At 42.4% G+C, this 26000-nt stretch carries 24 protein-coding genes and 3 tRNA genes; 11 read left to right on the forward strand and 16 right to left on the reverse strand.

The window, feature by feature from the left end; genetic code table 11:
- Window positions 1-47: 47 nt before the first annotated feature.
- The 3 genes from F995_RS04990 to greB form a co-directional block, all read right to left on the reverse strand.
- Window positions 48-137 (reverse strand) — tRNA-Ser (locus F995_RS04990).
- Window positions 138-410: 273 nt separating this feature from the next.
- Window positions 411-500: transfer RNA gene (locus tag F995_RS04995), tRNA-Ser, on the reverse strand.
- 88 nt (window positions 501-588) lie between these two features.
- Window positions 589-1083, reverse strand: coding sequence for a transcription elongation factor GreB (gene greB / locus F995_RS05000; protein WP_004645740.1), 495 nt, complete (start codon window positions 1081-1083; stop codon window positions 589-591).
- A gap of 362 nt (window positions 1084-1445) precedes the next feature.
- On the opposite strand from greB, the gene F995_RS05010 reads away from it, so the two are divergent.
- On the forward strand, window positions 1446-2561 hold the full coding sequence (locus F995_RS05010; RefSeq protein ID WP_004645742.1) for an MltF family protein: 1116 nt from the start codon (window positions 1446-1448) through the stop codon (window positions 2559-2561).
- 93 nt (window positions 2562-2654) lie between these two features.
- On the opposite strand, the gene F995_RS05015 is transcribed toward F995_RS05010, so the two are convergent.
- Together F995_RS05015 and ttcA are read right to left on the reverse strand one after the other, a co-directional pair.
- A complete protein-coding gene (locus F995_RS05015; protein ID WP_004280536.1) occupies window positions 2655-3041 on the reverse strand; it encodes an SCP2 sterol-binding domain-containing protein in 387 nt (128 codons plus the stop codon).
- 206 nt (window positions 3042-3247) lie between these two features.
- Window positions 3248-4174, reverse strand: a complete 927-nt coding sequence (gene ttcA, locus F995_RS05020; protein ID WP_004280538.1) for a tRNA 2-thiocytidine(32) synthetase TtcA — start codon at window positions 4172-4174, stop codon at window positions 3248-3250.
- 499 nt (window positions 4175-4673) lie between these two features.
- On the opposite strand from ttcA, the gene F995_RS05025 reads away from it, so the two are divergent.
- Window positions 4674-5546 (forward strand): lytic transglycosylase domain-containing protein, encoded by an 873-nt coding sequence (locus tag F995_RS05025; protein WP_004645743.1) that lies wholly within the window; start codon window positions 4674-4676, stop codon window positions 5544-5546.
- Between the two features lie 176 nt (window positions 5547-5722).
- Complete coding sequence (gene htpX / locus F995_RS05030; RefSeq protein WP_004280540.1) at window positions 5723-6628, forward strand: protease HtpX; 906 nt, start codon at window positions 5723-5725, stop codon at window positions 6626-6628.
- A gap of 81 nt (window positions 6629-6709) precedes the next feature.
- On the opposite strand, the gene F995_RS05035 is transcribed toward htpX, so the two are convergent.
- The 4 genes from F995_RS05035 to F995_RS05050 all read right to left on the reverse strand — a co-directional run bounded on the left by F995_RS05035 (window position 6710) and on the right by F995_RS05050 (window position 13852).
- Complete coding sequence (locus F995_RS05035) at window positions 6710-7291, reverse strand: DUF4112 domain-containing protein (protein WP_004645744.1); 582 nt, start codon at window positions 7289-7291, stop codon at window positions 6710-6712.
- Between the two features lie 74 nt (window positions 7292-7365).
- Window positions 7366-8706 carry a magnesium transporter gene (gene mgtE, locus F995_RS05040; protein WP_004645745.1) on the reverse strand — a complete coding sequence of 447 codons (1341 nt, stop codon included), beginning with the start codon at window positions 8704-8706 and terminating at the stop codon, window positions 7366-7368.
- A 188-nt stretch (window positions 8707-8894) separates the two neighbouring features.
- The gene (locus tag F995_RS05045; protein ID WP_004645747.1) at window positions 8895-11993 is read right to left on the reverse strand and encodes a multidrug efflux RND transporter permease subunit; all 3099 of its coding nucleotides are present in this window, start codon (window positions 11991-11993) and stop codon (window positions 8895-8897) included.
- A gap of 257 nt (window positions 11994-12250) precedes the next feature.
- Window positions 12251-13852 carry an isocitrate lyase gene (locus F995_RS05050; protein WP_004280550.1) on the reverse strand — a complete coding sequence of 534 codons (1602 nt, stop codon included), beginning with the start codon at window positions 13850-13852 and terminating at the stop codon, window positions 12251-12253.
- Window positions 13853-14513: 661 nt separating this feature from the next.
- Here F995_RS05050 and F995_RS05055 point away from each other — a divergent pair.
- From F995_RS05055 to F995_RS05065, 3 genes are all read left to right on the forward strand, one after another.
- A complete protein-coding gene (locus F995_RS05055; RefSeq protein ID WP_004280551.1) occupies window positions 14514-15503 on the forward strand; it encodes a LysR family transcriptional regulator in 990 nt (329 codons plus the stop codon).
- A gap of 127 nt (window positions 15504-15630) precedes the next feature.
- A complete protein-coding gene (locus tag F995_RS05060) occupies window positions 15631-16953 on the forward strand; it encodes a polyamine export protein PaeA (protein WP_004280552.1) in 1323 nt (440 codons plus the stop codon).
- Between the two features lie 66 nt (window positions 16954-17019).
- Complete coding sequence (locus F995_RS05065; RefSeq protein WP_004645748.1) at window positions 17020-17298, forward strand: hypothetical protein; 279 nt, start codon at window positions 17020-17022, stop codon at window positions 17296-17298.
- Window positions 17299-17339: 41 nt separating this feature from the next.
- On the opposite strand, the gene F995_RS05070 is transcribed toward F995_RS05065, so the two are convergent.
- The gene (locus tag F995_RS05070; RefSeq protein ID WP_004280554.1) at window positions 17340-17846 is read right to left on the reverse strand and encodes a hypothetical protein; all 507 of its coding nucleotides are present in this window, start codon (window positions 17844-17846) and stop codon (window positions 17340-17342) included.
- A gap of 174 nt (window positions 17847-18020) precedes the next feature.
- Here F995_RS05070 and F995_RS05075 point away from each other — a divergent pair, with 174 nt between their 5' ends.
- The 3 genes from F995_RS05075 to F995_RS05085 all read left to right on the forward strand — a co-directional run bounded on the left by F995_RS05075 (window position 18021) and on the right by F995_RS05085 (window position 19783).
- Complete coding sequence (locus F995_RS05075) at window positions 18021-18749, forward strand: hypothetical protein (protein ID WP_004645749.1); 729 nt, start codon at window positions 18021-18023, stop codon at window positions 18747-18749.
- A gap of 170 nt (window positions 18750-18919) precedes the next feature.
- Window positions 18920-19005 (forward strand) — tRNA-Leu (locus F995_RS05080).
- 91 nt (window positions 19006-19096) lie between these two features.
- On the forward strand, window positions 19097-19783 hold the full coding sequence (locus F995_RS05085; protein WP_004645750.1) for a hypothetical protein: 687 nt from the start codon (window positions 19097-19099) through the stop codon (window positions 19781-19783).
- A gap of 30 nt (window positions 19784-19813) precedes the next feature.
- On the opposite strand, the gene F995_RS05090 is transcribed toward F995_RS05085, so the two are convergent.
- From F995_RS05090 to rlmE, 5 genes are all read right to left on the reverse strand, one after another.
- A complete protein-coding gene (locus tag F995_RS05090) occupies window positions 19814-20128 on the reverse strand; it encodes a DUF5713 family protein (protein ID WP_004645751.1) in 315 nt (104 codons plus the stop codon).
- Between the two features lie 108 nt (window positions 20129-20236).
- Window positions 20237-21088 carry a dihydropteroate synthase gene (gene folP, locus F995_RS05095; RefSeq protein WP_004645752.1) on the reverse strand — a complete coding sequence of 284 codons (852 nt, stop codon included), beginning with the start codon at window positions 21086-21088 and terminating at the stop codon, window positions 20237-20239.
- A gap of 78 nt (window positions 21089-21166) precedes the next feature.
- Window positions 21167-21781, reverse strand: a complete 615-nt coding sequence (locus F995_RS05100; protein WP_004645753.1) for a GNAT family N-acetyltransferase — start codon at window positions 21779-21781, stop codon at window positions 21167-21169.
- A gap of 106 nt (window positions 21782-21887) precedes the next feature.
- Complete coding sequence (gene ftsH / locus F995_RS05105) at window positions 21888-23777, reverse strand: ATP-dependent zinc metalloprotease FtsH (RefSeq protein ID WP_004280565.1); 1890 nt, start codon at window positions 23775-23777, stop codon at window positions 21888-21890.
- Between the two features lie 132 nt (window positions 23778-23909).
- Entirely contained in the window at window positions 23910-24560 is a 651-nt protein-coding gene (gene rlmE, locus F995_RS05110; RefSeq protein ID WP_004645756.1) for a 23S rRNA (uridine(2552)-2'-O)-methyltransferase RlmE, read from the reverse strand.
- A gap of 195 nt (window positions 24561-24755) precedes the next feature.
- Between rlmE and yhbY the strand changes: the two genes are divergently transcribed.
- Together yhbY and F995_RS05120 are read left to right on the forward strand one after the other, a co-directional pair.
- The gene (gene yhbY / locus F995_RS05115; RefSeq protein WP_004645757.1) at window positions 24756-25079 is read left to right on the forward strand and encodes a ribosome assembly RNA-binding protein YhbY; all 324 of its coding nucleotides are present in this window, start codon (window positions 24756-24758) and stop codon (window positions 25077-25079) included.
- Between the two features lie 11 nt (window positions 25080-25090).
- Window positions 25091-25630: a DOMON-like domain-containing protein gene (locus tag F995_RS05120; RefSeq protein WP_004645758.1), complete on the forward strand. Its 540-nt coding sequence runs from the start codon at window positions 25091-25093 to the stop codon at window positions 25628-25630.
- A 148-nt stretch (window positions 25631-25778) separates the two neighbouring features.
- Here the strand turns inward: F995_RS05120 and F995_RS05125 are convergent, their stop codons facing one another.
- Window positions 25779-26000, reverse strand: a complete 222-nt coding sequence (locus F995_RS05125; protein ID WP_004645759.1) for a hypothetical protein — start codon at window positions 25998-26000, stop codon at window positions 25779-25781.

A 26000-nucleotide genomic window follows, 5' to 3' on the forward strand; every position in this document is an offset into this window, starting at 1 on the left:
AGCCTAAAAAGAAAAACCCCAATCTTTCGACTGGGGTTTTAAAAATTTGGCGGAAGCGGTGAGATTCGAACTCACGGAGGACTCACACCCTCGTCGGTTTTCAAGACCGGTGCATTAAACCGCTCTGCCACGCTTCCTTGGCCGCCATCATATAAATAAATTAGATTTTTGGCAATAAAATTTAGCGAAACTTCTATAAAAAGCGGCTTATTCAGCTAAAAATCATCCGAAATCAAAGCCAACCTGGGCATTTTCATTCAAAGATTTGAATCTTGAAATGATCTTGAGTTGTATTTAACTCAGTAGAGAATAATGAGAGAAATAATCACATTCAGCATCAAGCGGATCAACAACTGAAAAAATATTCAGACATAAAAAAACCCAGTCAAATTGACTGGGTTTTTAAAATTTGGCGGAAGCGGTGAGATTCGAACTCACGGAGGACTCACACCCTCGTCGGTTTTCAAGACCGGTGCATTAAACCGCTCTGCCACGCTTCCATGGCCGACATGATATAAACAAAAATCATGCTTGGCAAATATTTTTATGCTTTCACTGCATCAACTGCACAAAATAAAATCAATTACATTAATCTGCTGAATTTTCTGGCTTTTCATAACGAATTGAGTTGATGAACCAAAGTTTCTTGCCGGAGGGGGTCAATACCTCGGCCTCATCATCGACCTGCTTGCCTAATAACGCGCGTGCCATCGGTGAACTGATCGAAATATGCTGCGGATGATGATCATAAATTTCATCTACACCGACAATACGTAAAGTTTTTTGTTCACCTTCTTCATTTTCAATGTCCACCCAGGCACCAAAATAGACCTTGCCCTCTTGCTCCGGGGAAAAATCTATAATTTTCAGCTCTTCGAGGCGCTTGCCGAGATACCTGACCCGTCGATCAATTTTACGCAAAATTTGCTTGTTATATTGGTAGTCTGCATTTTCAGAACGGTCGCCGAGACTAGCGGCCCAGTTTACTTTTTTGGTAATTTCAGGGCGCTCTTCATGCCAGAGATTCTTAAGTTCTGCCACCAATTTATCGTGTCCAGCACGGGTGATTAAGTTGGATTTCATACGTCTTGCTGATCATATTTTCAGTGTTTTAACTTACAAACAGCTTATTTTATTTACCATTTTAACACAATGGCAAAATTCCAAAAAAATTAACTTTATATTTCAGTATCTTAAAATTATTTTTAAAAATAATTTGTGTACAAAATTTGACAATCGTTTTTTAGATCATTAATATGCCAGCAACTTCCGGAAATGCTTACTTTTTAATCTATGTAGTTTTTCTACATAATTATCTTTAAATCTCTTGTCATTTTGAATGACGTCATGACTGCCCAACCCTTATTGAATTTATCAAACTGTTAAAATTTCTGGCTTTGTTGGCTGTGATTTTTAGGGCATAAATTACTTGTAGCGGAGACAACATGCACAGTAGTTCATCCACTGGGTCGAGGCTTTGCCTAAGATCTGTAATTTCTTCTCTCCCTTTGAAAGCACTTGTACTGAGCACTGCATTTATTCCCCTACACAGTATCAATGCAAGTAAGACCACACTTCAGTTTGATCATGTGGTCAATAGCAATAAGTTGACCGTGGTTGCGGTTGAAAATCCGACTACCGTATTCCAGGATGGACAACATCTACATGGCTTCGGTTATGATCTGGTTCGTAACTATGCTAACAATCTGAATGTAAAGCTCGATTTTAAAATCGTTCCTGATAATAATACGGCACTACAATGGGTTGCTCAGGGTAAAGCCAATCTGGCCATGACGACTACCGATATACGCACCATTGAAAACAAGCGTTTGACGTCATTCTCGGCCACTTGTGGCGATGAATCGATTCTGTCAAGTAATGGCTTGAATACCAATTTAAATCTAGTGTTTAAATCTGCTACAGATCCTTTGAGCCAGACGGCCAGTGCTTTTGTCTGCAAAGGCAAACAAAGTGGTGCCATGAAGCAGCTTGCTTCATTTTATAATCAGAATGTGGTGAAAGAGGAATCCTGGACCACCATTCAACGTGATTTGAACAACCGTCTGCCGATCTATGAAGCGAGCTTTAAACAGACAGCTCAGCAGTATAATCTGGATTGGCATTTACTGGCGGCCATTGGTTATCAGGAATCTTATCTGAAACCGAATTCAGTTTCTCCGACGGGTGTGCGTGGTTTGATGATGCTGACCAACAGTACAGCCAAAGCCATGGGTGTGAGTAACCGTACCGATCCGGCTCAAAGCATTCAGGGTGGCGCCAAGTATTATGATCAAATGCTTAGTCGCTATGAGCATATTCCTTTTCCAGATCGAAACTGGTTTGCACTGGTAGCTTATAATATGGGCCCAGGTGCAGTGAATCAGTTGCAAAAGCGCATTCAGTCGCAAGGCAAGAACCCGAATAACTGGGTGAACTTATATGCCTATCTGGATCAGAATAAGGCCAATAATGGTCGTTACCGTCAAGCGGTGCAATATGTAACCCGTATTCGTGCTTATCTGGAGCATATCAAGACTACACCGCAATTGGTGAATATCTAAGCTGAAATCTTAGCGTTAATCAAAATGCCATAAAAAAAGCTTACCTCAGGGTAAGCTTTTTTGGTCTTTATTCGGGCGAATGTCTTAGCAGAATTAAGCCGTGGTATTTTCAAGTACTTTCTTGAACAAATCTTTTTGTTCCTGACTTGGTTTTGCAGTTTGAAGTGCCATCAATTGTGACATATCACCCTGTACTTTGATTTTACCTGTCATGAAGGCCTGCATCGCAGCAGCCATATCAAACTCTAGAAAAACTTTACGTAGAGTTTCGCCATCCATATTCAGCGTAGTTTTGGCATTTGAAGACAAACCTTTTTTGATTGCCCCACCATCTAAAGATAGTTCAGTATTACCTGTAGTGTCCGCTACAACCAAATTAATCGCAAGGTTCGCCAAAGCTGGTGGCAAATTCAAATCGCCAGCTTGCGCAGTTAGAGTTTCTACAGTTGAAAACCAATCATCAGTTAAAAAAGCAGGCATGATCTTTCCTCAAATTATTTGTTCATTTGTGTCGACTATCCAGACGACATCATGTTGAAGCTATTATGCTTGTGCTTTGTTATATCATGATCATTAGCGCAAAGGCTAACGAATTTTGTACGCGCCGTTCAATTTTTGTAGTTCTATTTTTATTTATGTTTATAAGCAGACATCAACCCGCAGGCTGATGTCTACACGTTCTAAAATTAGTCTGCAGCAAAGCCCAGATTGACCATATTGATCCGACGGTTCTCGCCTTCCACAGCTTCTTCAGTTGAATCACCGCCTTTGAAGTCGAATTCACGCTGGCTGTCCAGCACTTCAAAATCAAATAATTCACGATCGACCAGCTGCGATGGCGAAACATTTTGCAATGCGCCAAAAATGCTGTGCAGACGTTTTGGATGTGCTTTATCCCAATCACGTAACATGTCATTGATAATTGCGCGCTGCAGGTTGTCCTGAGAGCCACATAAATTACATGGAATAATTGGAAATTGACGCATTTCTGCATATTTGATGATGTCTTTTTCTTCCACATAGGCCAGTGGGCGAATCAGAATGTTCTTTTTGTCTGAAGACAACAGTTTTGGTGGCATAGCTTTCAAGCTGCCGCCATGGAACAGGTTCAGGAAGAAAGTCGCCAAGATATCATCACGATGATGGCCTAAAGCAACTTTGGTCGCGCCAATTTCCTGCGCAAAACCGTATAAAGAACCACGACGCAAACGCGAACAGACTGCACAATAGGTTTTGCCTTCTGGCGTCAGTTTTTTGGTAATGCTGTAGGTGTCTTTTTCCAGAATGTAATACGGAATATTATTTTCTTCTAAATAACGCGGTAGAACATCTTCAGGGAAGCCTGGCTGTTTCTGATCCAGATTTACAGCCACTACATCGAAATTGATCGGTGCGATGCGCTTGAACTGTAGCAGGATATCCAACAGGGTATAACTGTCTTTACCACCAGAAATACACACCATGACCTTATCGCCTTCTTCAATCATCTTGAAGTCACGAATGGCATGTCCGACCTGGCGGCGAAGCTTCTTCAACAAACGGTAGTAGGCTGAGCTTGTTGGCAGTTCAGGTTTGAAATTAAATCCTTGTTCGGACTCAACTGGCGAGTACATAGACGAGATTAACCCATAAAAAAAATACCGCGCAATTTTAGCCGATTCAGACCGCTATCGCATCAAAAGAATTTATTTTCATGAAAATGTCTTATTAGTTTCATTTTCATGTTTTATTTAGATTGATATATTGAACGATTGCGTTCATTTTTTAGTCAAGATGCTTATCTTTTGGACTTTTCCACAGTTGTCCACAAAAGCTGTGGATAACTTTGTGGATTGAAACAGACTTGACAACTTGTCCGGCTCAAAAGATAAGGCTTTTCTTTGAATTGATCATTTTTTGATCAATTTAATTATTTATAAAAATCAATTAGTTAAACCTGTCAAGCCTAAGGTTTTAAATTAAATCATATTTTTTTTTCTACTGCTAAAATGTAAAAAATGACTTGCATTTACAAACTCGTTTATAAATGCAGCGCACAAGTCTTTTCATTCCGTAATTTTTTGTTAAACTCTTTATTGAATTTTTCTCGCTTGTGTTTACTTAATATAAACAATGAAAATAAATGTGCATGTTTTGGGGCGTTATGGGATCAGTGGTTTGCTATTGGCAAGCTGTTGTCACTTTGCTTATGCCGGTCAAACGATCTATCAGTTACGTGACAGTAATGGCAGTACTTTATTGACCAATAAGAAAAGTCGCTATAACCATCTACAGGTAGAAAAGAAAACCTATTATCCAGACAGCAATATTCACAGTTATAGCAACTGGGGCTCGAGTGAAGCTTCTGTATTGCCTAGCTATAGTAGAAATAAAAATGCCTATGACTCGATTATTCGTCAGGCAGCACAAACCTATGGCGTGTCTGAAGGCTTGATTAAAGCCGTGATGCATACCGAATCCGGTTTTAATGTACAGGCACGCTCTCCAGTCGGTGCACAGGGCTTAATGCAACTCATGCCGGCGACTGCCCGTCGTTTTAATGTCAGCAACGCTTATGACCCGCAGCAGAATATTATGGCAGGCGCCAAATATCTGGCCTGGTTATTAAAACGGTTTAATGGTAATACCACCTTGGCACTGGCAGGCTATAATGCCGGTGAAGGCAATGTCGCCAAATATAAGGGTGTGCCACCGTTTCGTGAAACTCAGGACTATGTCCGTCGTGTCAGCAGCCGTTATCAGAACTTATATGCTCAGGGAATTGGCAATACTAGTGCTGCCTATACAGCATCTTCTGATAATGGTCGTGTGATTGCCAGTTCTGACAATTATTCGACTGAAACCACCACAGCTTCCAATATTCAGGCTGCAAAATATCAGCGTCAGATCATTGCTCAAGCGGATGGCAGTTTCACCGATGCACCGGCAGGCTCATATGCCACCGCGAATGCGTCAGCATCTGCAAAAATATATTTAAGTGAATAACTCCTAAACAGCTTTGTTTTTAAAGACCTATGTTTCAATTTGCACAAAAAATATCCTGTGTTTTTTGTAGCCAAATGCTATTTTTTCCTTGAATTCTTCTCGATTTCACCGCATATTGATTTCAATGATTTACATTTAATAATCAGATTATTTTTCTGTAATAAGAGGATTTCTCAATGATGCGGATTGGTTTGTTCTTGCTAACCAACCTCGCGGTACTGGTTGTAGCTGGCATTATCTTGTCACTCTTCGGTGTCGGTAGTTACCATGGCGCAGGTGGCTTGAATCTAGGCAACCTGTTGGTCATCTGTTTTGTGTTCGGTATGGTCGGCTCAATGATTTCCCTGTTCATGTCTAAATGGATGGCGAAAAAGACCACGGGTACTGAACTGATTGACCCGAATGCACCTCGTAACCAAGCTGAAGCCTGGTTGCTCCAAGAAGTTGCACAACTTTCTCAGCGTGCAGGCATTAAAATGCCGGAAGTGGGTATTTTCCCCTCTTACCAGTCGAATGCCTTTGCCACTGGCTGGAACAAAAACGATGCTCTCGTTGCGGTATCAACCGGCTTGCTTGAGCGTATGAACAAAGACGAACTTCGTGCAGTATTGGCGCATGAGATTGGTCACGTCGCCAATGGTGACATGGTCACTCTGGCACTGATCCAAGGTGTTGTGAACGCCTTCGTGATGTTCTTCGCACGTGTCGCGGGCGATTTTATTGACCGCAATGTCTTTGGTCGTGAAGAAGGTGAAGCCCCGGGTATTGCCTATTTCGTGATTACTATTGTGCTGGATATCGTATTCGGTATTTTGGCGTCGTCGATTGTGATGTGGTTCTCTCGTCACCGTGAATACCGTGCTGATGAAGCAGGTGCACGTCTGGCAGGTAAACAAGCCATGATTTCAGCATTACTGCGCTTACAGGCAGAATCTGAAATGCCAGATGCCATGCCGAAAGAAATGAAAGCATTTGCGATTTCTGCGGGTAAAGAAGAAGGCTTTAGCCTTGCTGCATTGTTCCAGACGCATCCAAGCATCGAACAGCGTGTCGCTGCATTGCAACAACTAGATTGTGCTTAAGTAAAACTTTAGTTTTGATTCAAGAAAAGCCTGCAATTGTAGGCTTTTTTTATTGGATTTAATTATTCTTTAGCTGACCTATCATTGGCTGAACCATTGATACAGCGCCATAGCACCCCACCCGATCGCGAAGACAAATAGAATCAGGAATAAAGTGCCTAAAATATCAGGGATATGAATCCAGATCCAGGCCACCACAGGATTGCGCCAGAATCCAGATTGCTGTTTTTTGCGTTCCAGATTTTCATGCAAAAATGGATGCACCACATGTCGATCGCTATTAATCTGATATTCCTCGCGAATATGCAGGTGCACGACATCGAGCGCTTTGCGACTGGGCCGAATAAAAATATCAAAGACTGTGCCCGCCACCGGAATAAATCCTACTACCGCATCGATCGCCGCCATCTTTATCACTGGATTGAGTTTGGCACTCGGCACCCCGATCTGTTTGGCCTTATGAATGGCATAACAGGTCAATATAAAACCGGCAATATCTCCAGCAACCGGAATCGTACTCAAAGCCGCGTCTGCCCCTACTCCTTGCTTGGTAAACGGAATACGTACTACGGAATCCATTATATTGGCAAACTTGGCCAGATCACGTTCCAGACGTATCACCTCTTGTTGGCTTAGTTTTGGTTTTTGTCCAGACTCAGGCATAGGTTATTCCAGAAATAATGCTGATTTTCATGAGCATAAAGCATTTTTTCTAGGCTGTTGTATCAATCTGTGAATTAAAACAATAATTTGGAAGCCACAAATAAATACAGAATCACACCGGTAGCATCGCAGATGGAAGTCACCAATGGCGCCGAAGCACTGGCAGGATCAAGTTTGAGTTTATTTAAAATAAAAGGCAGACTCATGCCGATCAGGCAGCCCATCAACACAATCCCGAGCATACTGATGGCCAGCACCACAGCGACCATGATATCTCCCCGAATATAACCCAGAATGGATACCGCAATCGCCATGGTGCCACCTAAACATAGCGCCACCAGCGATTCACGACTGAGCAGGTTAAACCAGTCCTTGAACTCGACATCGCCTGTGGCCAAAGCACGCACCATCAAGGTGGCTGATTGCGAACCGGCATTCCCGCCACTCCCCACCAAAAGCGGCAAGAAAAATACCAGCACGATATGTGCGGCAATGATCTCTTCAAAGTGTGCAATGCCGATTCCAGAGAGCAGACTGCCAAAAACTAGAATGACCAGCCAAAAGACCCGCTTCTGATACAGGGTCAAAATCGGGGCAGTTTTAAGGCTCATTTCAGTCAACGGCGTTACTGCACCCGACTTTAAAATATCTTCCGTGGTTTCGGCTTCGACAATGTCCATTGCATCGTCATAGGTGACAATTCCTAAGAGTTTTTGCTGTGCATCAACTACAGGCAGAGCAATAAAATCATAGTAGGCCAAGGCTCGAGCTACAATTTCCTGATCATCTGTTACCTGAGCAGAAATGACGTCACGTTGCATCACCTCGGCAATGCTCAGCTCAGGTAAGGCCTGTATGATCTGCCTTAAGGAAATCACACCGATCAGCCGTTCTTCTGCATCGACAATATAAATCAAATACAGGGTTTCCTGCCCGGCGGCCACCACACGTAAAGCCTGTATCGCTTCATCCATGGTTAAATCGGGTGAGAGCGTCACAAAACTTGAGCTCATCATGGCACCCGCTGTACCTTCCGGATAGATGGCCAGATCTTTGAGTGTCTGCTGGGATTCTTCAGATAATGCGCTCATCAATTGCAGCTGTAGCGGCGGCGAAAACTGCTTATAAATATCGACAAAATCATCAGAGGGCATTGCGTCCAGAATGGGAACAAGTTCTGAAATAGATAAGTGCTGTGCCACGTTTAACTGCTGCCCTAGGGGCATAAAAGCATAGACCAAGCTCGGTTCATTCAGTTGCCTTAAAATTCGGGCCTGTTGCCGAGCATCTAAACGGCTTAAAATGCGCGCCTGATCGGCGACATTCAGCTGACTGAGTAAACTTACAGTGCTGGCGTGATTTTCAGAATGTAATTGTTGTTGGATATGCTGGATTTTTTCTGAAATTGTCGGCATAAGCAGCTCATTATAAAAGTCTGGCATTCAAGAGATGTTTGTCCTGATCCCTGTATCCTAATTTTTCATGTGAATAATTTTAATGATCATGCTGCAATATGACGATATTTTTTGTATTAATCAAATCCTCGATATTTAGCCAGAAAAAAGCCTGACTGAGTCAGGCTTTTTATAAAAAAACCATAAATTTATTCAATAATTGGTTTTTTCTTTATCAAGCGACGAATTAAAACATACATAAATGGAATAAAAATCAGCACCAGCAATGTTCCAAAAATGACACCACCAAATACACTCACGCCAATTTCCTGACGACTCACCGCACCAGCGCCTGTAGCAAAGACCAGCGGTAAAATCCCTGCGCCAAAGGCCAAAGAAGTCATCAAAATTGGACGTAGACGTAAAGACGCACCTTCTAGTGCGGCTTCTACTACCGATTTGCCTTGTTGCTGCGCTAATGAAGCAAATTCTACAATCAGAATAGCATTCTTACAGGACAGACCGATGGTGGTCAGCAAGGCAATCTGGAAATAGATATCATTCGGGAAACCAGCCAGATAACTGAAAATAATATTGCCGCCAATCCCCAGTGGAATAGCCGACATCACAGCAGTTGGAATGCTCCAGCTTTCATATAAAGCCGCCAGACAGAGAAAAATAAAACCGATTGAAATCAGATACAGCCAGATCGCCTGATTATTGGACTGTTTTTCCTCAAAGGAAAGACCGCTCCAGACCACATCGACTCCCTCCTGCTCGGCAATCAAAGCTTCCACATCCTGCATGGCCTGGCCGGAACTGCTGTCTTTGGCTCGATCCGCTTCCATTTGCAATGCGGTATAACCCATAAAACGGTTGACCACTTCAGGGCCACCACTCCAGCCCACTTGCGAGAAGTTGCTAAAAGGCACCATCTGATTCTGGTCATTTCGCACATGCCACTGCGCCAGATCTTCTGGCTTAGAACGGAATTCAGCATCACCCTGCATGATCACCCGTTTAATCCGGCCGCGATCAATAAAGTCATTAATATAACTGCCGCCCCAGGCGCTGGATAAGGTACTGTTGATTGCCGATTGGGTCAGGCCATTGGCCATGGCCTGTTTCTGGTCAATATTGACGCGTAGCTCTGCTTTGTCAGGATTAGAACGCTTGCCCAGATTTTCAAAGCTCGTATAGTTGCCTGCCCGAGCTTCCAGCGCTTTAAATTGTTGTTCCAGATATTGCCGGCCATTGCCATTGATGTCTCGAATCCAGAAATCCAGACCATCGGTTTGTCCCAAACCATTGACTGAAGCTGGCATGGACACATTAATTTGTGCATTGCGATTACTCTGGAAATGCTTCAAAGCCCGTTCACGAATCGCTTGTGCAGTATTGTCCTGACCGGAACGCTCATCCCAATGTTTTAATGCCACAAAACCGGTCGCCAAATTCTGACCAGTTCCAGAGAAATTTCGCCCATAACGGATCATCACCAGATTGACGTTGGCTTGTTCCTGATCCAGAAAATACTTACGAACTTCTTCACCGATCTGAATGGTATTTTTCATCGGAGCGCCTTCCTGCAATTTGATTTGCAAGCTTAAGATCCCCTGATCCTCACTCGGCAAGAAACTGGTCGGCAAAGCACGATAGAACAGCGCAAACACACCGATCAATCCAGCAAACAATAGTAGACAAATCGCCTGACGCTGAATGGTGAGTTTAGACAAATTCAGATAATGATGTTTTAAATGATCCAGTTTCTGATTAAACCAGGACGCCCATTTTGCCGGTTTAGGATTCGGTTTTAGGATAAGCGCGCACAATGCTGGGGTTAGAATCAATGCCACCATTAAAGACAGCGACATGGCCGCAACCAAAGTGATAGAAAACTGGCGATAGATCACGCCAGTCGATCCACCAAAAAAAGCCATTGGAATAAAGACTGCGGTTAAGACCAAAGTAATCCCGATCAGTGCCCCACTAATTTCCTGCATGGATTCCAGGGCAGCGTCTTTGGCGGACAGTTGCTTTTCATGCATCAACCGTTCGACGTTTTCCACCACAACAATCGCATCATCCACCAACAGGCCGATCGCCAGAACCAGCGCAAATAAGGTTAAGGTGTTGATACTCATACCCAGTGCATACAGCACCGCCATCGTACCCAAAATCACCACTGGAACAGTCACGGTAGGAATCAAAGTGGCACGCCAGTTCTGCAAGAAAATGAACATCACAATGATGACCAAGATCACGGCTTCGATCAGGGTTTTGACCACTTCTTTAATTGATTCTTGTACAAAAGGCGTATTGTCTCGTGGATAGGCAATTTTATAGCCTTCAGGCAATTGCTGTGAAATGCGGGCAATTTCAGCTTTAATCAGATTAGAGGTGGCAATGGCATTGGCCCCTGACGCCAGTGAAATACCTAGACCAGCCGATGGATAACCATTATTGGTACTATAAGACTGATAATTTTCAGCACCCAGTTCTACCCGCGCAATATCTTTCAAATAAATAAAGCTGCCGGCACGATCCGATTTGACAATAATATTCTGGAATTCTTCTACAGTTTTTAGCCGTGAACCCGAAGTAACTTTGGCATTCAGGTATTGCTCGTCTATGGCGGGAAGATCACCAATCGCACCAGCAGCAACCTGAGTATTCTGGGCTTCAATCGCAGCACGCACATCGCTTGGCATCAGGTTATATTGTTTCAATTTTGCCGGATTCAGCCAGATCCGCATCGCATATTGTGAACCAAAAACATCCACCTCACCAATGCCTTCAATCCGGGAAATGTCCTGTTCCAGATGGGTCATCAGATAGTCGGAAAGTTCAATATTGTTGCTGCGCCCCGACTCATCATACAGGCTGATCACCATATGGGTATCACCGAGCGATTTAAAGACATTAACGCCTTGGCGTTGTACATCTTCCGGTAATCGGTTTAGTACCCCATTAATCGCATTTTGTACCTGAACCTGTGCAGTATCTGGGTTGGTGCCATTTTCAAAGCTAATACTGACCCGGCTGCGCCCTGAAGAATCACTACTCGAACTGAAATACAGCAGATGATCAATGCCTTTGATTTGCTGTTCCAGCACTTGAGTCACACTTTCTTCCACAGTTTCTGCAGAAGCACCGCTATAAGTTGCTGCCACCGTTATCCTTGGCGGGGCAATGTCCGGATAACGTTCCACTGGCAGGTTCATCACTGCGAACAAGCCGATTGCCATGACAACAATCGCCAGTACCCCAGCGAAGATCGGGCGGTGGATAAAAAATTTAGACAGCATAAGTCCGGGTCACTTTTAATTAAATAGGGGTAAATTGATGCAGAACATAAGCATGCTATATCCAAATATTCAGTGACATAGCACTAGAATGCAAGAATTAAACACATAAAAACTGCGATAAAAACCAATCATGGAGAAATTATGGATAATCCCTCTTGAGCATATTCTTGAGATTGCTCTTCCCTATTTATTAATAGCATTTTTCCAAACAAAAAACCCTGCATCTGCAGGGTTTTTTGGTGAATCAATTGAGCGGATTAAGCGCTGAACTGGTTCATTGTGTTTTTAGAATCATCACCAGCTTTCAATGCATTGTCACCAGCGAAGATTTCTTTGTGGTCATCACCGATGTCAGAACCAGCCATTGCTTGGTGTTTAACACATGCGATACCGCCGCGGATTTCTTTACGTTGTACGCCAGCAACATAAGCCAACATACCTTCAGTACCGAAGTAACCTTGAGCAAGCTCATGAGTAGAAAGTGCAGCTGTGTGGTAAGTCGGAAGTGTGATCAAGTGATGGAACACACCCGCTTCACGAGCAGCGTCAGCTTGGAATGTACGAACTTTTTCGTCAGCTTCAGCAGCCAGTTCAGTTGCATCGTACTCAGCGCTCATTAACTTAGCACGGTCGTAAGCAGAAACGTCTTTACCTTCAGCAACCCAACGGTCATACGCTTGTTGACGGAAGTTTAAAGTCCAGTTGAACGAAGGCGAGTTGTTATAAACAAGTTTCGCATTTGGAACTGTTTCACGTACACGGTTAACCATGTGAGCGATTTCAGCAACGTTAGGCGTCGCAGTTTCGATCCAAAGCAAGTCAGCACCGTTTTGTAGGCTAGTTACACAGTCAAGTACAACGCGGTCGATTTGCGTGCCTTCACGGAACTGGTATAGACCAGAAGCAAGACGTTTAGGACGGTGAAGTTTACCATCACGCTTGATCAGAATTTCGTCTTCTTGAGCTTCTGAAATGTCGATTTCAGTTGTGTCTAAGTAGCTAATGTATTGAGAAGCGATGTCGCCTGGCTCTTTAACCACTGGGATTTTTTGAGTCAAGTCAGCGCCTTCAGAGTCAGTACGTGCAACGATGATACCGTCATCAAGACCCATTTCTAGGAATGCGTAGCGAAGAGCGTGGATTTTCGCGATGAAGTCTTCGTGTGGAACTGTTACTTTACCAGCTTGGTGACCACATTGTTTCGCATCAGAAACCTGGTTTTCGATTTGTAGTGCACAAGCACCCGCTTCGATCATTTTCTTAGCAAGTAAGTAAGTCGCTTCTTCGTTACCGAAACCAGCGTCGATGTCCGCAATAATTGGCACAACGTGAGTTTGGAAGTTGTCAATTTGTGAAGTGATTTCAGCTGCTTTAGCAGTGTCGCCCGCTTCTTGTGCTTTTTTAAGTGCACGGAACAAGTCGTTTAATTCTTTCGCGTCAGCTTGACGTAAGAATGTGTAGATTTCTTCGATCAATGCAGGAACAGACGTTTTTTCGTGCATAGATTGGTCAGGAAGTGGACCGAATTCTGAACGAAGCGCTGCAACCATCCAACCAGAAAGGTAGATGTAGCGACGTTCAGTTGTACCGAAGTATTTTTTGTTCGCAATCATTTTTTGTTGCGCGATGAAACCGTGCCAGCAACCTAGTGATTGAGTGTATTTGCTAGAGTCTGCATCATAAGCAGCCATATCACGACGCATAATTGCCGCTGTATATTTCGCAATGTCTAAACCAGTTTTGAAACGGTTTTGAAGTTGCATACGCGCAGCATCTTCAGGACTGATGTCTGCCCAAGTGTTACCGAATTTCGCTTTTAATTCGCGGATTGCATCAATCGCTGTTTGGTATGTAGTCATGATATATTCCTGTAATAATATTAGGATTTTTCTGCAACGAACCGCTCAAATCACACCCTCAATGACTTGTTCAGATTTTCGACGATCCGTTGGGATAGCTAAAGATTAGTGGGCTTATGAAAATTAATCCAATAGTCTGCAAGAATCTTCAGTATTTATTTAAAAAATGAGTAGATCAAAGTCTTATTACAATCTTGATAGATTAAATTAAGATTATGTTTTATATATATTTATTTAAAAATAAAAATGGATAAAATTTCCACATGTTGCTTAAAAATAATTCATTAGACTTAAGTCTGGATATGGGGTTTATGCCCTTTTATCTTTAAAAAATACTGATCTTTGATGATTTATTCAACTTGATGAATTCTCGATTTAGTGTACTTTTCACTCAAATACTGAACGTAAGAACAGCCTTTCTCATGTTCTTTTAAAGCGAAAAGATGGTTTTCATTTCCCTCTATAAAAAGGCTAAATGATATTCTATTTAACGTGCATCTTTTCTCTTATGTACACTTTGAATAATGGAGCTTAAGCCTGTGTTAATTTTGTAAACTTTATCAGTGAGCACATGGCTTTTTTTCATCGACGCTTTACACAAGGCCCGGCAATTATGGCATAATCTTCATAATTTCTTGTATTTATTCTCGGTATTTCTTTTATGAATCTGGAGCGGGTCGATCTCAATCTATTAATTTATCTTGATGTACTTCTTCGCGAAAAAAATGTCACACGTGCAGCAGAACAACTGGGCGTTACCCAGCCTGCCATGAGTAACATCTTACGCCGATTACGCAATTTATTTAATGATCCCCTCCTGATTCGTTCTTCTGAAGGCATGACACCCACTGAACGTGCCTTAGAATTGCAGCCCCGCATTCGAGATGCGCTCGCTGATCTGTCGATGATCCTAGAACCACGTACCGAGTTCCGTCCATATACCTCAAATCGTGTCTTCCGGATCATGACCTCGGATTATGCAGAAGCCACGCTGGTTCCACGTCTGGTTAAAGCCCTACGTTCAGAAGCACCGAACGTGGTATTAGACTTCCTGACGCCAAGTGACGTGTCATATCGTGACATGGAACAAGGCAAGGTCGATCTGGCAATCAACCGTTTTAATGAAATCCCGCAAAGTTTTCATCAGGTTTTGGTCTGGCGTGACAGCTTTTCTTGCCTTTTAAATAACAAGCATCCTGCCGCAAGCAACTTAAACCTTAAAAGTTACCTGGATGCACAGCATATCTGGGTTTCCAAAACCGGTATGGGTGTTGGCTTCGGGGTAAATCCTGAAAAACAGGCCGGTTTAGGCTGGATCGATCAGGCTTTAGAACGTATTGGCCAGAAACGTAAAATCTCAGTCTTTACCCGTCACTACCAGATGCCGGGGTTATTGGCTGCCAATGTCGATCTGGTCGCAACACTGCCTTCACGCATTGCACGTTTGCAAGCCAAGAATCACAATTTAATTCTCAAAGATCCGCCGTTTTATATTCCTGAATTTGAATTGAAAATGGCATGGTGTCCTTTATTGCATCATCATCCGGCGCATCGCTGGTTACGTCAGCTGATTTTATATGTCGCCCGCCAGATGATTGAAGAAGAAAACCGTGAATTCCTGAGCAATAATTCTCAATTTTCACATTATTAAACTCAAAATCTTCTAAATTCTTATTTTTTAAGATTATACTTCGAAGACTTGAGATGTCATTGTTACACCTCAAGTCTTTTTTTGTGTTAAAAATATCCCAAGATACTATTCATCCACAGGTGGATTTGTGAGCCTCTTACAAAATATTGTGATTATCTTAATACTCATCACGGGGGCCGGTTTTTTATCTTTAACTGAAATCGCCCTCGCTGGTGCCCGTAAAGTCAAACTCAAAATTCTGGCTGAGTCGGGTGATCATCGCGCTCAAAAAGTTTTAGATCTACAAGAAAATTCTGCAGACTTCTTTGCAGCCTCCCAAATTGGTTTAAATGCAGTTGCCATTCTTGGTGGTATTTTAGGTGAAGGTGCCTTCCGTCCTTATATTTATAATTTTGTTTCCCGCTTTTACCAAGGACCTTGGGCTGACAATATCAGCTTTGCGCTTTCCTTTACGGTCGTCACTTCATTATTTATTTTATTTGCAGACCTGATGCCGAAACGTCTGGCCATGATTGCGCCAGAAAAGATCGCAGTCTCAGTCATCGAGCCAATTCAGATTTTCATTAAAGTCTGCAAACCTTTGGCTTGGTTTATCAATGCGATTGCCAACATGCTGTTCCGTCTGTTTAAAGTAAATACTATTCGTGATGACAATATTACTTTTGATGATATTTCTGCAGTGATGGATGCCGGTGCACAGGCAGGCGTGCTCCAGAAACAGGAACACCATTTCATTGAAAACGTATTCGAGCTGGAAGAACGTAACGTGCCTTCGAGTATGACCACACGTGAAAATGTGGTGTTCTTCACCTTAAATGAACCGGAAGAAAGTATTCGGCAAAAGCTGGCGGAATACCCCTATTCCAAGTTTCTGGTATGTAGCAATGACATTGACAGTGTGATTGGCTATGTCGACGCCAAAGACATTCTGGTGCGTATTCTGAACAACCAGTCGCTGCTGCAACTCAATGAAAATACCATCCGTAATGTCCTGACTATTCCTGACACTTTGACCTTATCGGAAGTTCTGGACCGTTTCCGTTCCACCAAGGAAAAGTTTGCCGTCGTCATTAATGAATATGCGCTGGTCGTTGGCGTGATTACCCTTTCTGATATTATGATTACCGTGATGGGTGACTGGGTGACGCCTATTGAAGCCGATCAGCAAATTATTAAACGTGACAATAATTCCTGGCTGATTGAAGGCAGCACGCCGATTGAAGACATCAAGCATGCGCTTGAAATTGATGAAATGCCTGATGATGAGAACTATGAAACCATCGCTGGCTTCATGATGTATAAATTACGCAAGATTCCACGTCCTGCAGATGCCGTGATATTTGGTGCTTATAAGTTTGAAGTGGTGGATGTCGATCATTTTAAAATTGACCAGTTGCTGGTGACCCGCCTAATCGAAACCAATTCAGTTATTCAAGAAGAATCAGATTAATCTGGTTCTTCTTTTTAGCCCTCTATTCAAAAAATTATTCTAATAAAAAAATCCATAAGGTGAGTGATGAATATTTCTGCATTATTGGCATGTCTGTTTTTTTATTCAGCCCTTTATTTGTTTTACTTCTTCTTTGCCAAACAACAGAATCCCCTGCTTTTACTCGCAGCCATCATTCTGATGGTTTTAACAGTTTTCATTATTCCCTACCCGCATGAACGTCGCCGTCAAGGTTTCGACTCGACCTTGAGATTTGGAGAGTATTTTTATTGGCCATTAATCACGTGGTGGCGTTTATTTATTCTGCCCATCAGCTGGCTGATTGCACTGATATATCGTGATTAAAAAAGCACCTTTGGGTGCTTTTTTTTAGATCTAGTTATAGCTTAGATTTTTGCTAATAAAGCCTCAAGAACGGCTTGATAGTGAATCTGGATATCATCTTCTAAAATTTTGTAGGCATTATCGAATTGCACCATTGGCCAGCCTTCTTTCCAGAATGGGAAAATATTATGCAGGTCATGGGTGACAATGGCATCTTCACGCACAATTGCTTGGGCAATTTGTGACAGCACTTGCGCAGTTTCAGCGCCATCAATCGCCATATAATCAATACCGCGCGCTTTTAAAATACGGATTCGGTCTTTTTTATAACGGATTTTTTTGATTTGTGCTGCATTCAGACCCAAAGCCAAAGATACGGCTTCGACAAATTTGTCTTCAAATGACTGATTCAATGCTACTAAGGCTGCTTTATGCGCTTCCTGACGACCAGCTTTACCACCCTGACGAATTGCTGCTTGCGCCTCAGTATTTAGCTCATCCTTTTTCATACTTTGCAGGATGTCTAAAATTTCGATGTCGCTTAACGCCTGAGGAGATTGATCAGTCATAAACTGTCCTTAAAAAAATAAATCTTGAATCGGCTATTTTCGCATAATTCGTCGCTAAAAAACTAAAATCTTCATGATTAAAACAGTGCTACGTTCTGAAACTGCATTTCTTCTGCGATTTTGCGCAAAATCGACTATAGTGCTTCATCTATATATTAAATTAATCTCTGGATGATGCCCACTACGCAAGTGACTTTGTTGCTACAGCAACTTAAGCGCCAATATCCGACTGCATTTAAAGGAAATTACCTGTTTTACAGTCAGATTAAAATCCGTGGAATCTGGGGTAAAGCCAAGCTTTTAATTCCTTGGGCCTTGGCCGCCATGATTTTTGTTCCCATCAGTTTGATGTTAGGAGATTTCGTACAGCAATCTTTTGTGCAAATCAGCGAATTTCAGGCGCAGAGTTATGCCATGTTGGCCATTCTACTGTTCCTGATGTTGAGTCTCACCTTGATTCTGTACCAGATTCAGCATTCTTCTTATTCGCTGTATCAATTATTACGGCATACCCCAATCAAGATGGCTATTGTGATTCTGATGCAAGCCTTAAATCTGGTCTTTATACAAAGCAGTTTGCTGATGTGGAGCTTATTCTTCTTTGGCGTGAGCTTTGGTTTTGTGCGCTTTTATCGAGAAAATTTATTCAAGGAAAATAGTAAAAATACTGAGCACTATCAGCTACAACAATTACGTAAAATCTGTTTTTGGGCTTATAAACAAACCTGCCTGATCCGACTAAAATTACGTTTTTATTCAAGCCATGATCCTCGGTATGCCGAACTAAAACAGCAATTAAATCACTATGCCGGGTTATATACGCGGCTGCTGAAATATGAGCATCAATATTGTAAAACGATCAAGCATCTAGATGTCGACAGCTATCTGGATGAAAATTCATAGTTCTCTCTATCCTTTTTCATTGGCCATCTTAAAGATCTGCAAATATTGAATTTTAAAAAACGTTGATTTGCTGATTTTTAGAATAGAAGCCACGGAATTGCTTGAAAAGAAAGCAATCATTTCGGAATTTGCTTGCCAAGCTTTATTTCGTCCTCTATTATTGCGCACATGCCCGAGTGGTGAAATCGGTAGACACAGGGGATTTAAAATCCCCCGCCCACAAAGCGTGCCAGTTCGAGTCTGGCCTCGGGCACCATTTTAATATTTATTAAAATGGTGCAATAAAAAATCCAGCATTAGGCTGGTTTTTTTGTGCCTGAATTTTATTCTTTTAGCGCGAAATCCCCATGTCAGAATTAAAACACTTTGATCTCGCTACATTACAATTACGTCATCCAGACGCTTTTTTCCTTAAGCTGCGTTATAGCCGCTTTAAATTTAATGCCTTGCAAAATATCCAGTTTGTTATCGCGATTAATTTACTGTCCCTTCTGGTCTGTGTAGCCTGTAGTCTCAGCTCCGTATTTCTGGAATATTATTTTTTCAAGAATGCCACGATTGCCTTTAATGTCACCTTAATTGTGCTGATGGCACTGCTTTATCCTTATATCTGGCATGCACAATATCAGGCACAGTACAGCTCCAAAGCCTATAGTCAGCGTTTGCAAAATTGCCTCTATCTGCAAATTCCAATTTTTCTATGCTTATTGTTCAACCTCTATCTGATTCATTCGGATGTTTTGGTTATCATCAGCATGATCATTTTAGCGCTTTCCTCTTTTGGCGCTGTGACCTTGGAACCTTTATTTAAAAGTTCCTGTAGCGTAATTGATCAGATCAGGTTGCAGAAACTCCGGCAACTGGCTTTTTGGGCTTATCAACAGTCCAGATCCAAAACACCACAACAGATTCAGGGTCAGTCAAATCTGCAGGCTTATTACCAAAATCTTTATCAGCAATGTATGAATGAAGAGCAACTATTATTAGGCTCGATTCGCTTTAATAACTTTAAAGATTATTTCAACAGGCAATAAAAAACCCTGCAGCTGCAGGGTTTTCTTAAATCACCATTCACGATTGTTAATTAGCTCTTCCATTTCAATCTCGAACAGGCCGTGCTCTTGCACCACCATCATCATGGCTTCAGCAATATAATCAGCAGCAGTATCATCCAGAGATGAATCCAGATCTTCAAACTGAGGTTTCATGACATTAATATCAGCCACAGTCAGATTGGCAAGCTGATAAATCTCTTGATCTGACAAACCTGATTTAGCGACTTTTTGGGCAAAACGTTCAATGTGTTGCTTAATTTCAGCAACCAGAATATCGGGATAATACTCATCATCGAACATGGGGAGAAGTAAATCTGCAAACATTACAGGCACTCTAAAGGATGACTATCTAATCTAAGCGTGCCTATATAGCATATTGTTGCTTAAAAGCCAAACAACATTGCCAATGTAGGGATTTCCCAGCCTCGCTTTCTAAGCCATTTGCATGGCTTGCCAGACTTTAATCGCATCGGCTGTAGCCTTAACATCATGTGCCCGTACCATACATGCACCCTGCTGAATACTCAACAAATGCGCTGTTGCCGAACCTATTGCACGCTCTTGCGGTGCTGCACCATCTAGAACTGTCCCAATAAAGCGTTTACGAGATAAAGCAGACAAAATCGGATAGCCCATTTCTGTCAGTTTATAAAACTCTTGCAACAGCTTGAGATTTTGCTGGGCATTTTTAGCGAAACCAAAACCTGGATCAATCATGATATTTTCCGCTTTCACTCCCACATCCAAGGCATCCTGAACGCGTTGGGATAACTCACGAATCACATCAGCAGTGACATCTTCATATTGATCCAGATTGTTCATGGTGGTCGGTTCACCGCGCATATGCATGATGATCACTGGAATATTCAGCTCTGCTGCGGTCTGCAATGCATTCGGCCGAGTCAAAGCACGGACATCATTCCAGATATGCGCTCCGGCCTGAACTGCTGCGCGTATGACTTCAGGTTGCGACGTATCAATCGAGAGAATGATATTATGTTTGGATAAAGCTTCAACCACAGGCACCACGCGGCGAATTTCTTCCTCCACTTCTACTGCTGCTGCACCTGGACGGGTCGATTCACCCCCAATGTCGATGACGGTTGCGCCTTCAGCCATCATTTCCAGTGCGCGGGCGACTGCATCTTCTTTTTGATTATGCCGGCCACCATCACTAAAAGAATCCGGGGTGACATTGAGAATCCCCATTACATGCGGCTGGGATAAGTCCAATTTTAAATCACCAAATGTCCATACATGTGGTAACAAAGGCATCAACTGCATGATTCAATACTCACTTAAAATAACCCCGATATTGTCTTATGGATAGTTAATTAAAGCAAAGATGAATAAGGCCAGGACCTAGATTTCGAAGTAATTATTTCGGGAATATTGCATCATCTTAGTTTGTAATAATGTTTTCACATCTGACCATTCACTTTCTAAAATACTATAGATGTAGCTATCTCGAATAGTGTGTCCATCTTTACGCAGCATATGACACCTGATAATGCCATCCCGCTTGGCACCTATTGCTTCAATCGCTTTCTGGCTAGGGAGATTCAAGTGATCAGTCCGAAAGCCGACAACCTGAACGTTTAAACTTTCAAAAGCATGTCTTAACAAGAGATACTTACATGCGCGATTTACATAAGTTCTGTGATAGCCCTTGGCATACCAGGTATAACCAATTTCAAAACGTGGAATTTCCGTCTTAATATCATGATAACTGGTAGTTCCAATTGCTTGACCGGAGTTTAAATCGATGACAGCAAAAGCCATCCGTTCACCTTGAGCTTGCTGTTCAAAGGCCTGAGAAAAATATTTTTTTAAGTTATGCAGATAAGGCACTGAATTATATAAGATCTCGCCTAAATTTTCTTCAGCGCATGCGATGGCTAAATCAGAAAAATGTTCCCAGCTCAACGATTCAAGACGAAGCTGATAAACACTGGATTCCAGAACAGGCATATTCATTTTTATTTTTCGTATTCATTTTTAATCGCTCAATATAACATTCAAAAAGCGATGACAAAAATGACAAGCATAAAAAAACCACCCGAAGGTGGTTTTTTTAATAAGCTTAGTTCGCTGGCAATGGCGGAGGAGTCAACGGACCATCATCTGGGGTTACATCAATCACAGGATTGTCTGCCACATAGACCTTTGGTGGCTGAGGCTCACGACCTTCCATGATGTCACGGATTTGATCACGATCAATGGTTTCCCATTCCATCAAGGCTTTCACCATCGCATGGGCAATATCTTTTTTGCTTTCCAGGATATCGCGTGCGATTTTATATTGCTCATCTAGAATTCGACGAATTTCACGATCGACTTCTAGTTGTGTGGTTTCCGAAATACTGCGGCTACCAATACTGCCCATGAAAGATTGCTGTGCATCTTCTTCATAGACCATGACACCGAGTTTGTCCGACATACCATATTTGGTCACCATCGCACGTGCCATTTTGGTTGCACGTTCGAAGTCATTTGAAGCGCCGGTCGACATCTGGTTAATGAAGACTTCTTCAGCAATACGGCCACCAAACAAAATCGAAAGTTCATTCAACATTTTGTCTTTGTAATGGCTGGTCTGGTCAAATTCAGGCAGCTGCCAGGTAACACCTAAAGCCCAGCCACGTGGCATGATTGTCACCTTATGCACAGGATCTGTACCTGGCAAGCTTTCAGCAACAATCGCATGCCCTGCTTCATGATAAGCCGTCGCACGACGCTCTTCATCACGAAGTACCATCGATTTACGCTCAGGACCCATATACAGCTTGTCTTTTGCATCTTCAAAGTCATGCATATCGACGGTGTTTTTGTTACGGCGTGCAGCAAATAAAGCAGCTTCATTCACCAGGTTTGCTAATTGCGCACCCGAGAAGCCCGGTGTACCACGTGCAAGAACTTTAACATCCACACCTGTCACTGAAGGCAATTTTTTCAAATGTACATTCAGGATTTGTTCACGACCTTTAATGTCTGGCAAACCAACCACAACTTGACGGTCAAAACGGCCTGGACGAAGTAATGCTTTATCCAGTACATCTGCACGGTTGGTTGCAGCAATCACGATAATGCCTTCATTACCTTCAAAGCCGTCCATTTCTACCAGCATCTGGTTCAGTGTCTGTTCACGTTCATCGTGACCACCACCGGTACCTGAACCACGGTGACGACCGACTGCATCAATCTCATCAATAAAGATGATACATGGCGCATGACGTTTGGCTTGTTCAAACATGTCACGAACACGCGATGCACCGACACCCACAAACATTTCAACGAAATCAGAACCTGAAATGCTAAAGAATGGAACTTTCGCTTCACCGGCAATTGCTTTGGCCAGTAAGGTTTTACCCGTACCAGGAGGACCCACCATTAACACACCGCGTGGAATACTCGCACCCAGACGTTTAAATTTGGTTGGATCTTTCAGAAAATCTACGATTTCAACGACTTCTTGCTTGGCTTCGTCACAACCAGCAACATCAGTGAAAGTGACTTTAATCTGGTCTTCAGACAGCATTTTGGCTTTAGATTTACCAAAACTCATTGGGCCGTTTTTACCACCTGCACCGCCACCCATGTTGCGCATAAAGAACATGAATAACAAAATGATTAAAAGTACAGGGAAACTTGCAATAAGCAACTGCATGAGCAAGCCTTGACGTTGTGGTGCTTCACCTTCAACCACAACATTATTTTTAATCAGGCTTGGCATCAGTTCAGGATCCTGAACTGCCGGACGGATACTTTCAAACTCTGAACCGTTCGATTTTTCGCCACGGATTCTTTCGCCGTCAATCACAACTTGTTTAATTTGGCCAGCATTGACCGCGGCAACAAATTCTGAGTAGTTCATTGTAGTCGGTTGATTGCGGTCACTGACGTTGCTGAAGATTAACACCAGCACACCCAGTATCACGAGCCACAATACGGCATTCTTAAAAAGATCGCTCAAAGCTTTATTCCCATTCCAATCTAATTTGATCATGCCCTGTTCAGGGTGACCTTAATACTTAAGCTGTAAATCAACTTACAATTATCTGAAAACGTACAAAATGCACAATTTTTAACGACTTGGCAAGTAGACTTATTTTAAAGCCTTCTTACGTCCCTGCCCGATCAGGAAAACTTCCTTGGAGCGAGCACGTGATGCCAGAGGTTTAGATGTTTTCAGAACATCAAAACTATCAACCACTTGCTTACGGAATTCGTCAAAACCTGAGCCTTGGAAAACTTTTACCACAAATTGACCTTTAGGGCCTAGCACCTTATTGGCAAAATCCAGTGCAAGTTCACACAAGTAAATCTGACGCGGTTGATCTACAGCCTTATTACCTGATGTATTGGGGGCCATATCTGAAATTACAACGTCTACAGTACGACCATCTAAAATTTCTAACAATTGCTGGAAGACTTCTTCTTCGCGAAAGTCGCCTTGCAAGAACGTTACATCGGGTAATGCATCCATTGGTAAAATGTCAGATGCAATCAATAAACCTTTGTCGCCGACCAACTTACCTGCGATTTGTGACCAACTCCCGGGAGCTGCACCCAAGTCGACCACGGTCATGCCGGGTTTGATGATTTTGTACTTTTCTTGCATTTCTAAGAGCTTATATGCTGCACGCGCACGATAGCCGTCCTTTTGTGCCTTTTTCACATAAGGATCGTCTAAATGCTCTCTCATCCAATCACGACTACTTTTAGATAACTTTTGGTTGGTAATGCGTGTAGCCATAACTCTCTAAATAAAAAAACGTCCAATTATTAATTGTACGTGAAAAAGACATATTTTGCAGTATACATGTGTATCTAAATCTAGGAGTTTTGCTCGTTATGAAGAGATATTGGAAATGATTATTTCCTGATAATTTAAAGCGTTTGTTTTTTGCTTTTGCTATACTAAGCCGTTTTAAAATTCAGGTTATCTCTCATGGCGTCTTTATCTATTCAGGAACGTAAGCGTTTACGTCAAATCGGACATGCTTTAAACCCGGTCGTTATGCTGGGTGACAAAGGCCTGACTGAAAATGTCATCGAAGAATTGGCGCGTGCTTTAAACGATCACGAACTGATTAAAGTGAAAATCGTAGCTGAAGATCGCGAAGCGCGTGCAGCACTGATTGTTGAAATTTCAGAAGCGACTGGTGCTGAAGTAGTTCAGACTATTGGTAAAATTGCGCTGCTTTACAAGAAAGCTGCGAAACAAAACCAAAAATTGTCCAACCTTGTCCGCTTCGCTCATTTGTCTAACTAAGTACAGGACTTATGGCAAGTTACGAACTTAGCGCATTTGATCGCCGTTTTCAGGCCATCTCTCTGGTTGCCGCCATCGAACAGCAAGGCCCATGCAATTTAAATGTGGGCTTCTGGATCCGTGATCCCAATCAGTACATCTTGTGGCCCGACATGGTGACGGCACATCCCCGTCAGGATTTCCTGTGGGAACAGACCTGCTTTGAAATTTTTATTGGGGTTCAGGGCGAAGATTTTTATCGTGAGATTAATCTTTCCCCTTCTCAAGCCTGGCAGGCTTATCAATTCGAAGAATACCGTTATCCTGAAGAGATGCCACCGCAAGCTGCGGATGATATTGAGCTGAACCAGCTCAAACGTACACATTATGGTCTCAATGTCAGTGTGGATCTGACTGATTTTATGGCAACACATAAACTGAAATGGGAAAACTTGTTCCTGGGTTTATCTGCTGTTTTAAAAACCTCACAAGGTGATCAATACTATGCCATGCAGCATAGTAGTCCTCAGGCAGATTTTCATAATAAACGTGACTGGTTGCATGTATTTTAAATAGATTGACGCTGTGCATCAGCTATTTAAAGTGTAACATGCGAATAAAACGTGAGACTTAAAGTCTCACGTTTTTGTTTATTGCTCAACAATGATTGACCCTCTGTATAATTATTTTAGATTTTTTATTGTTTTCAACGTTCATATTTTAATGATGTAGATGATGCTGCTCCTGAATAGATTTCACAGCAGCATAAAGAATAAAAGCAAAAGTAATGATCATCAGAAGAATGGTCCCAAACACCAGTCCCAGCACTCCCAAACATAATACGATTACACCTAGATAAAGTATGCACCCCAATCCGCTTTCCAGATTCAGTAGCATGATCAATATCAGTAAAATAAGTACACCTACAAAATGCTGTTGCAT

The sequence above is a fragment of the Acinetobacter sp. CIP A162 genome (assembly GCF_000367905.1).
In the GTDB taxonomy this organism is placed as follows: Bacteria; Pseudomonadota; Gammaproteobacteria; order Pseudomonadales; family Moraxellaceae; genus Acinetobacter; species Acinetobacter lwoffii.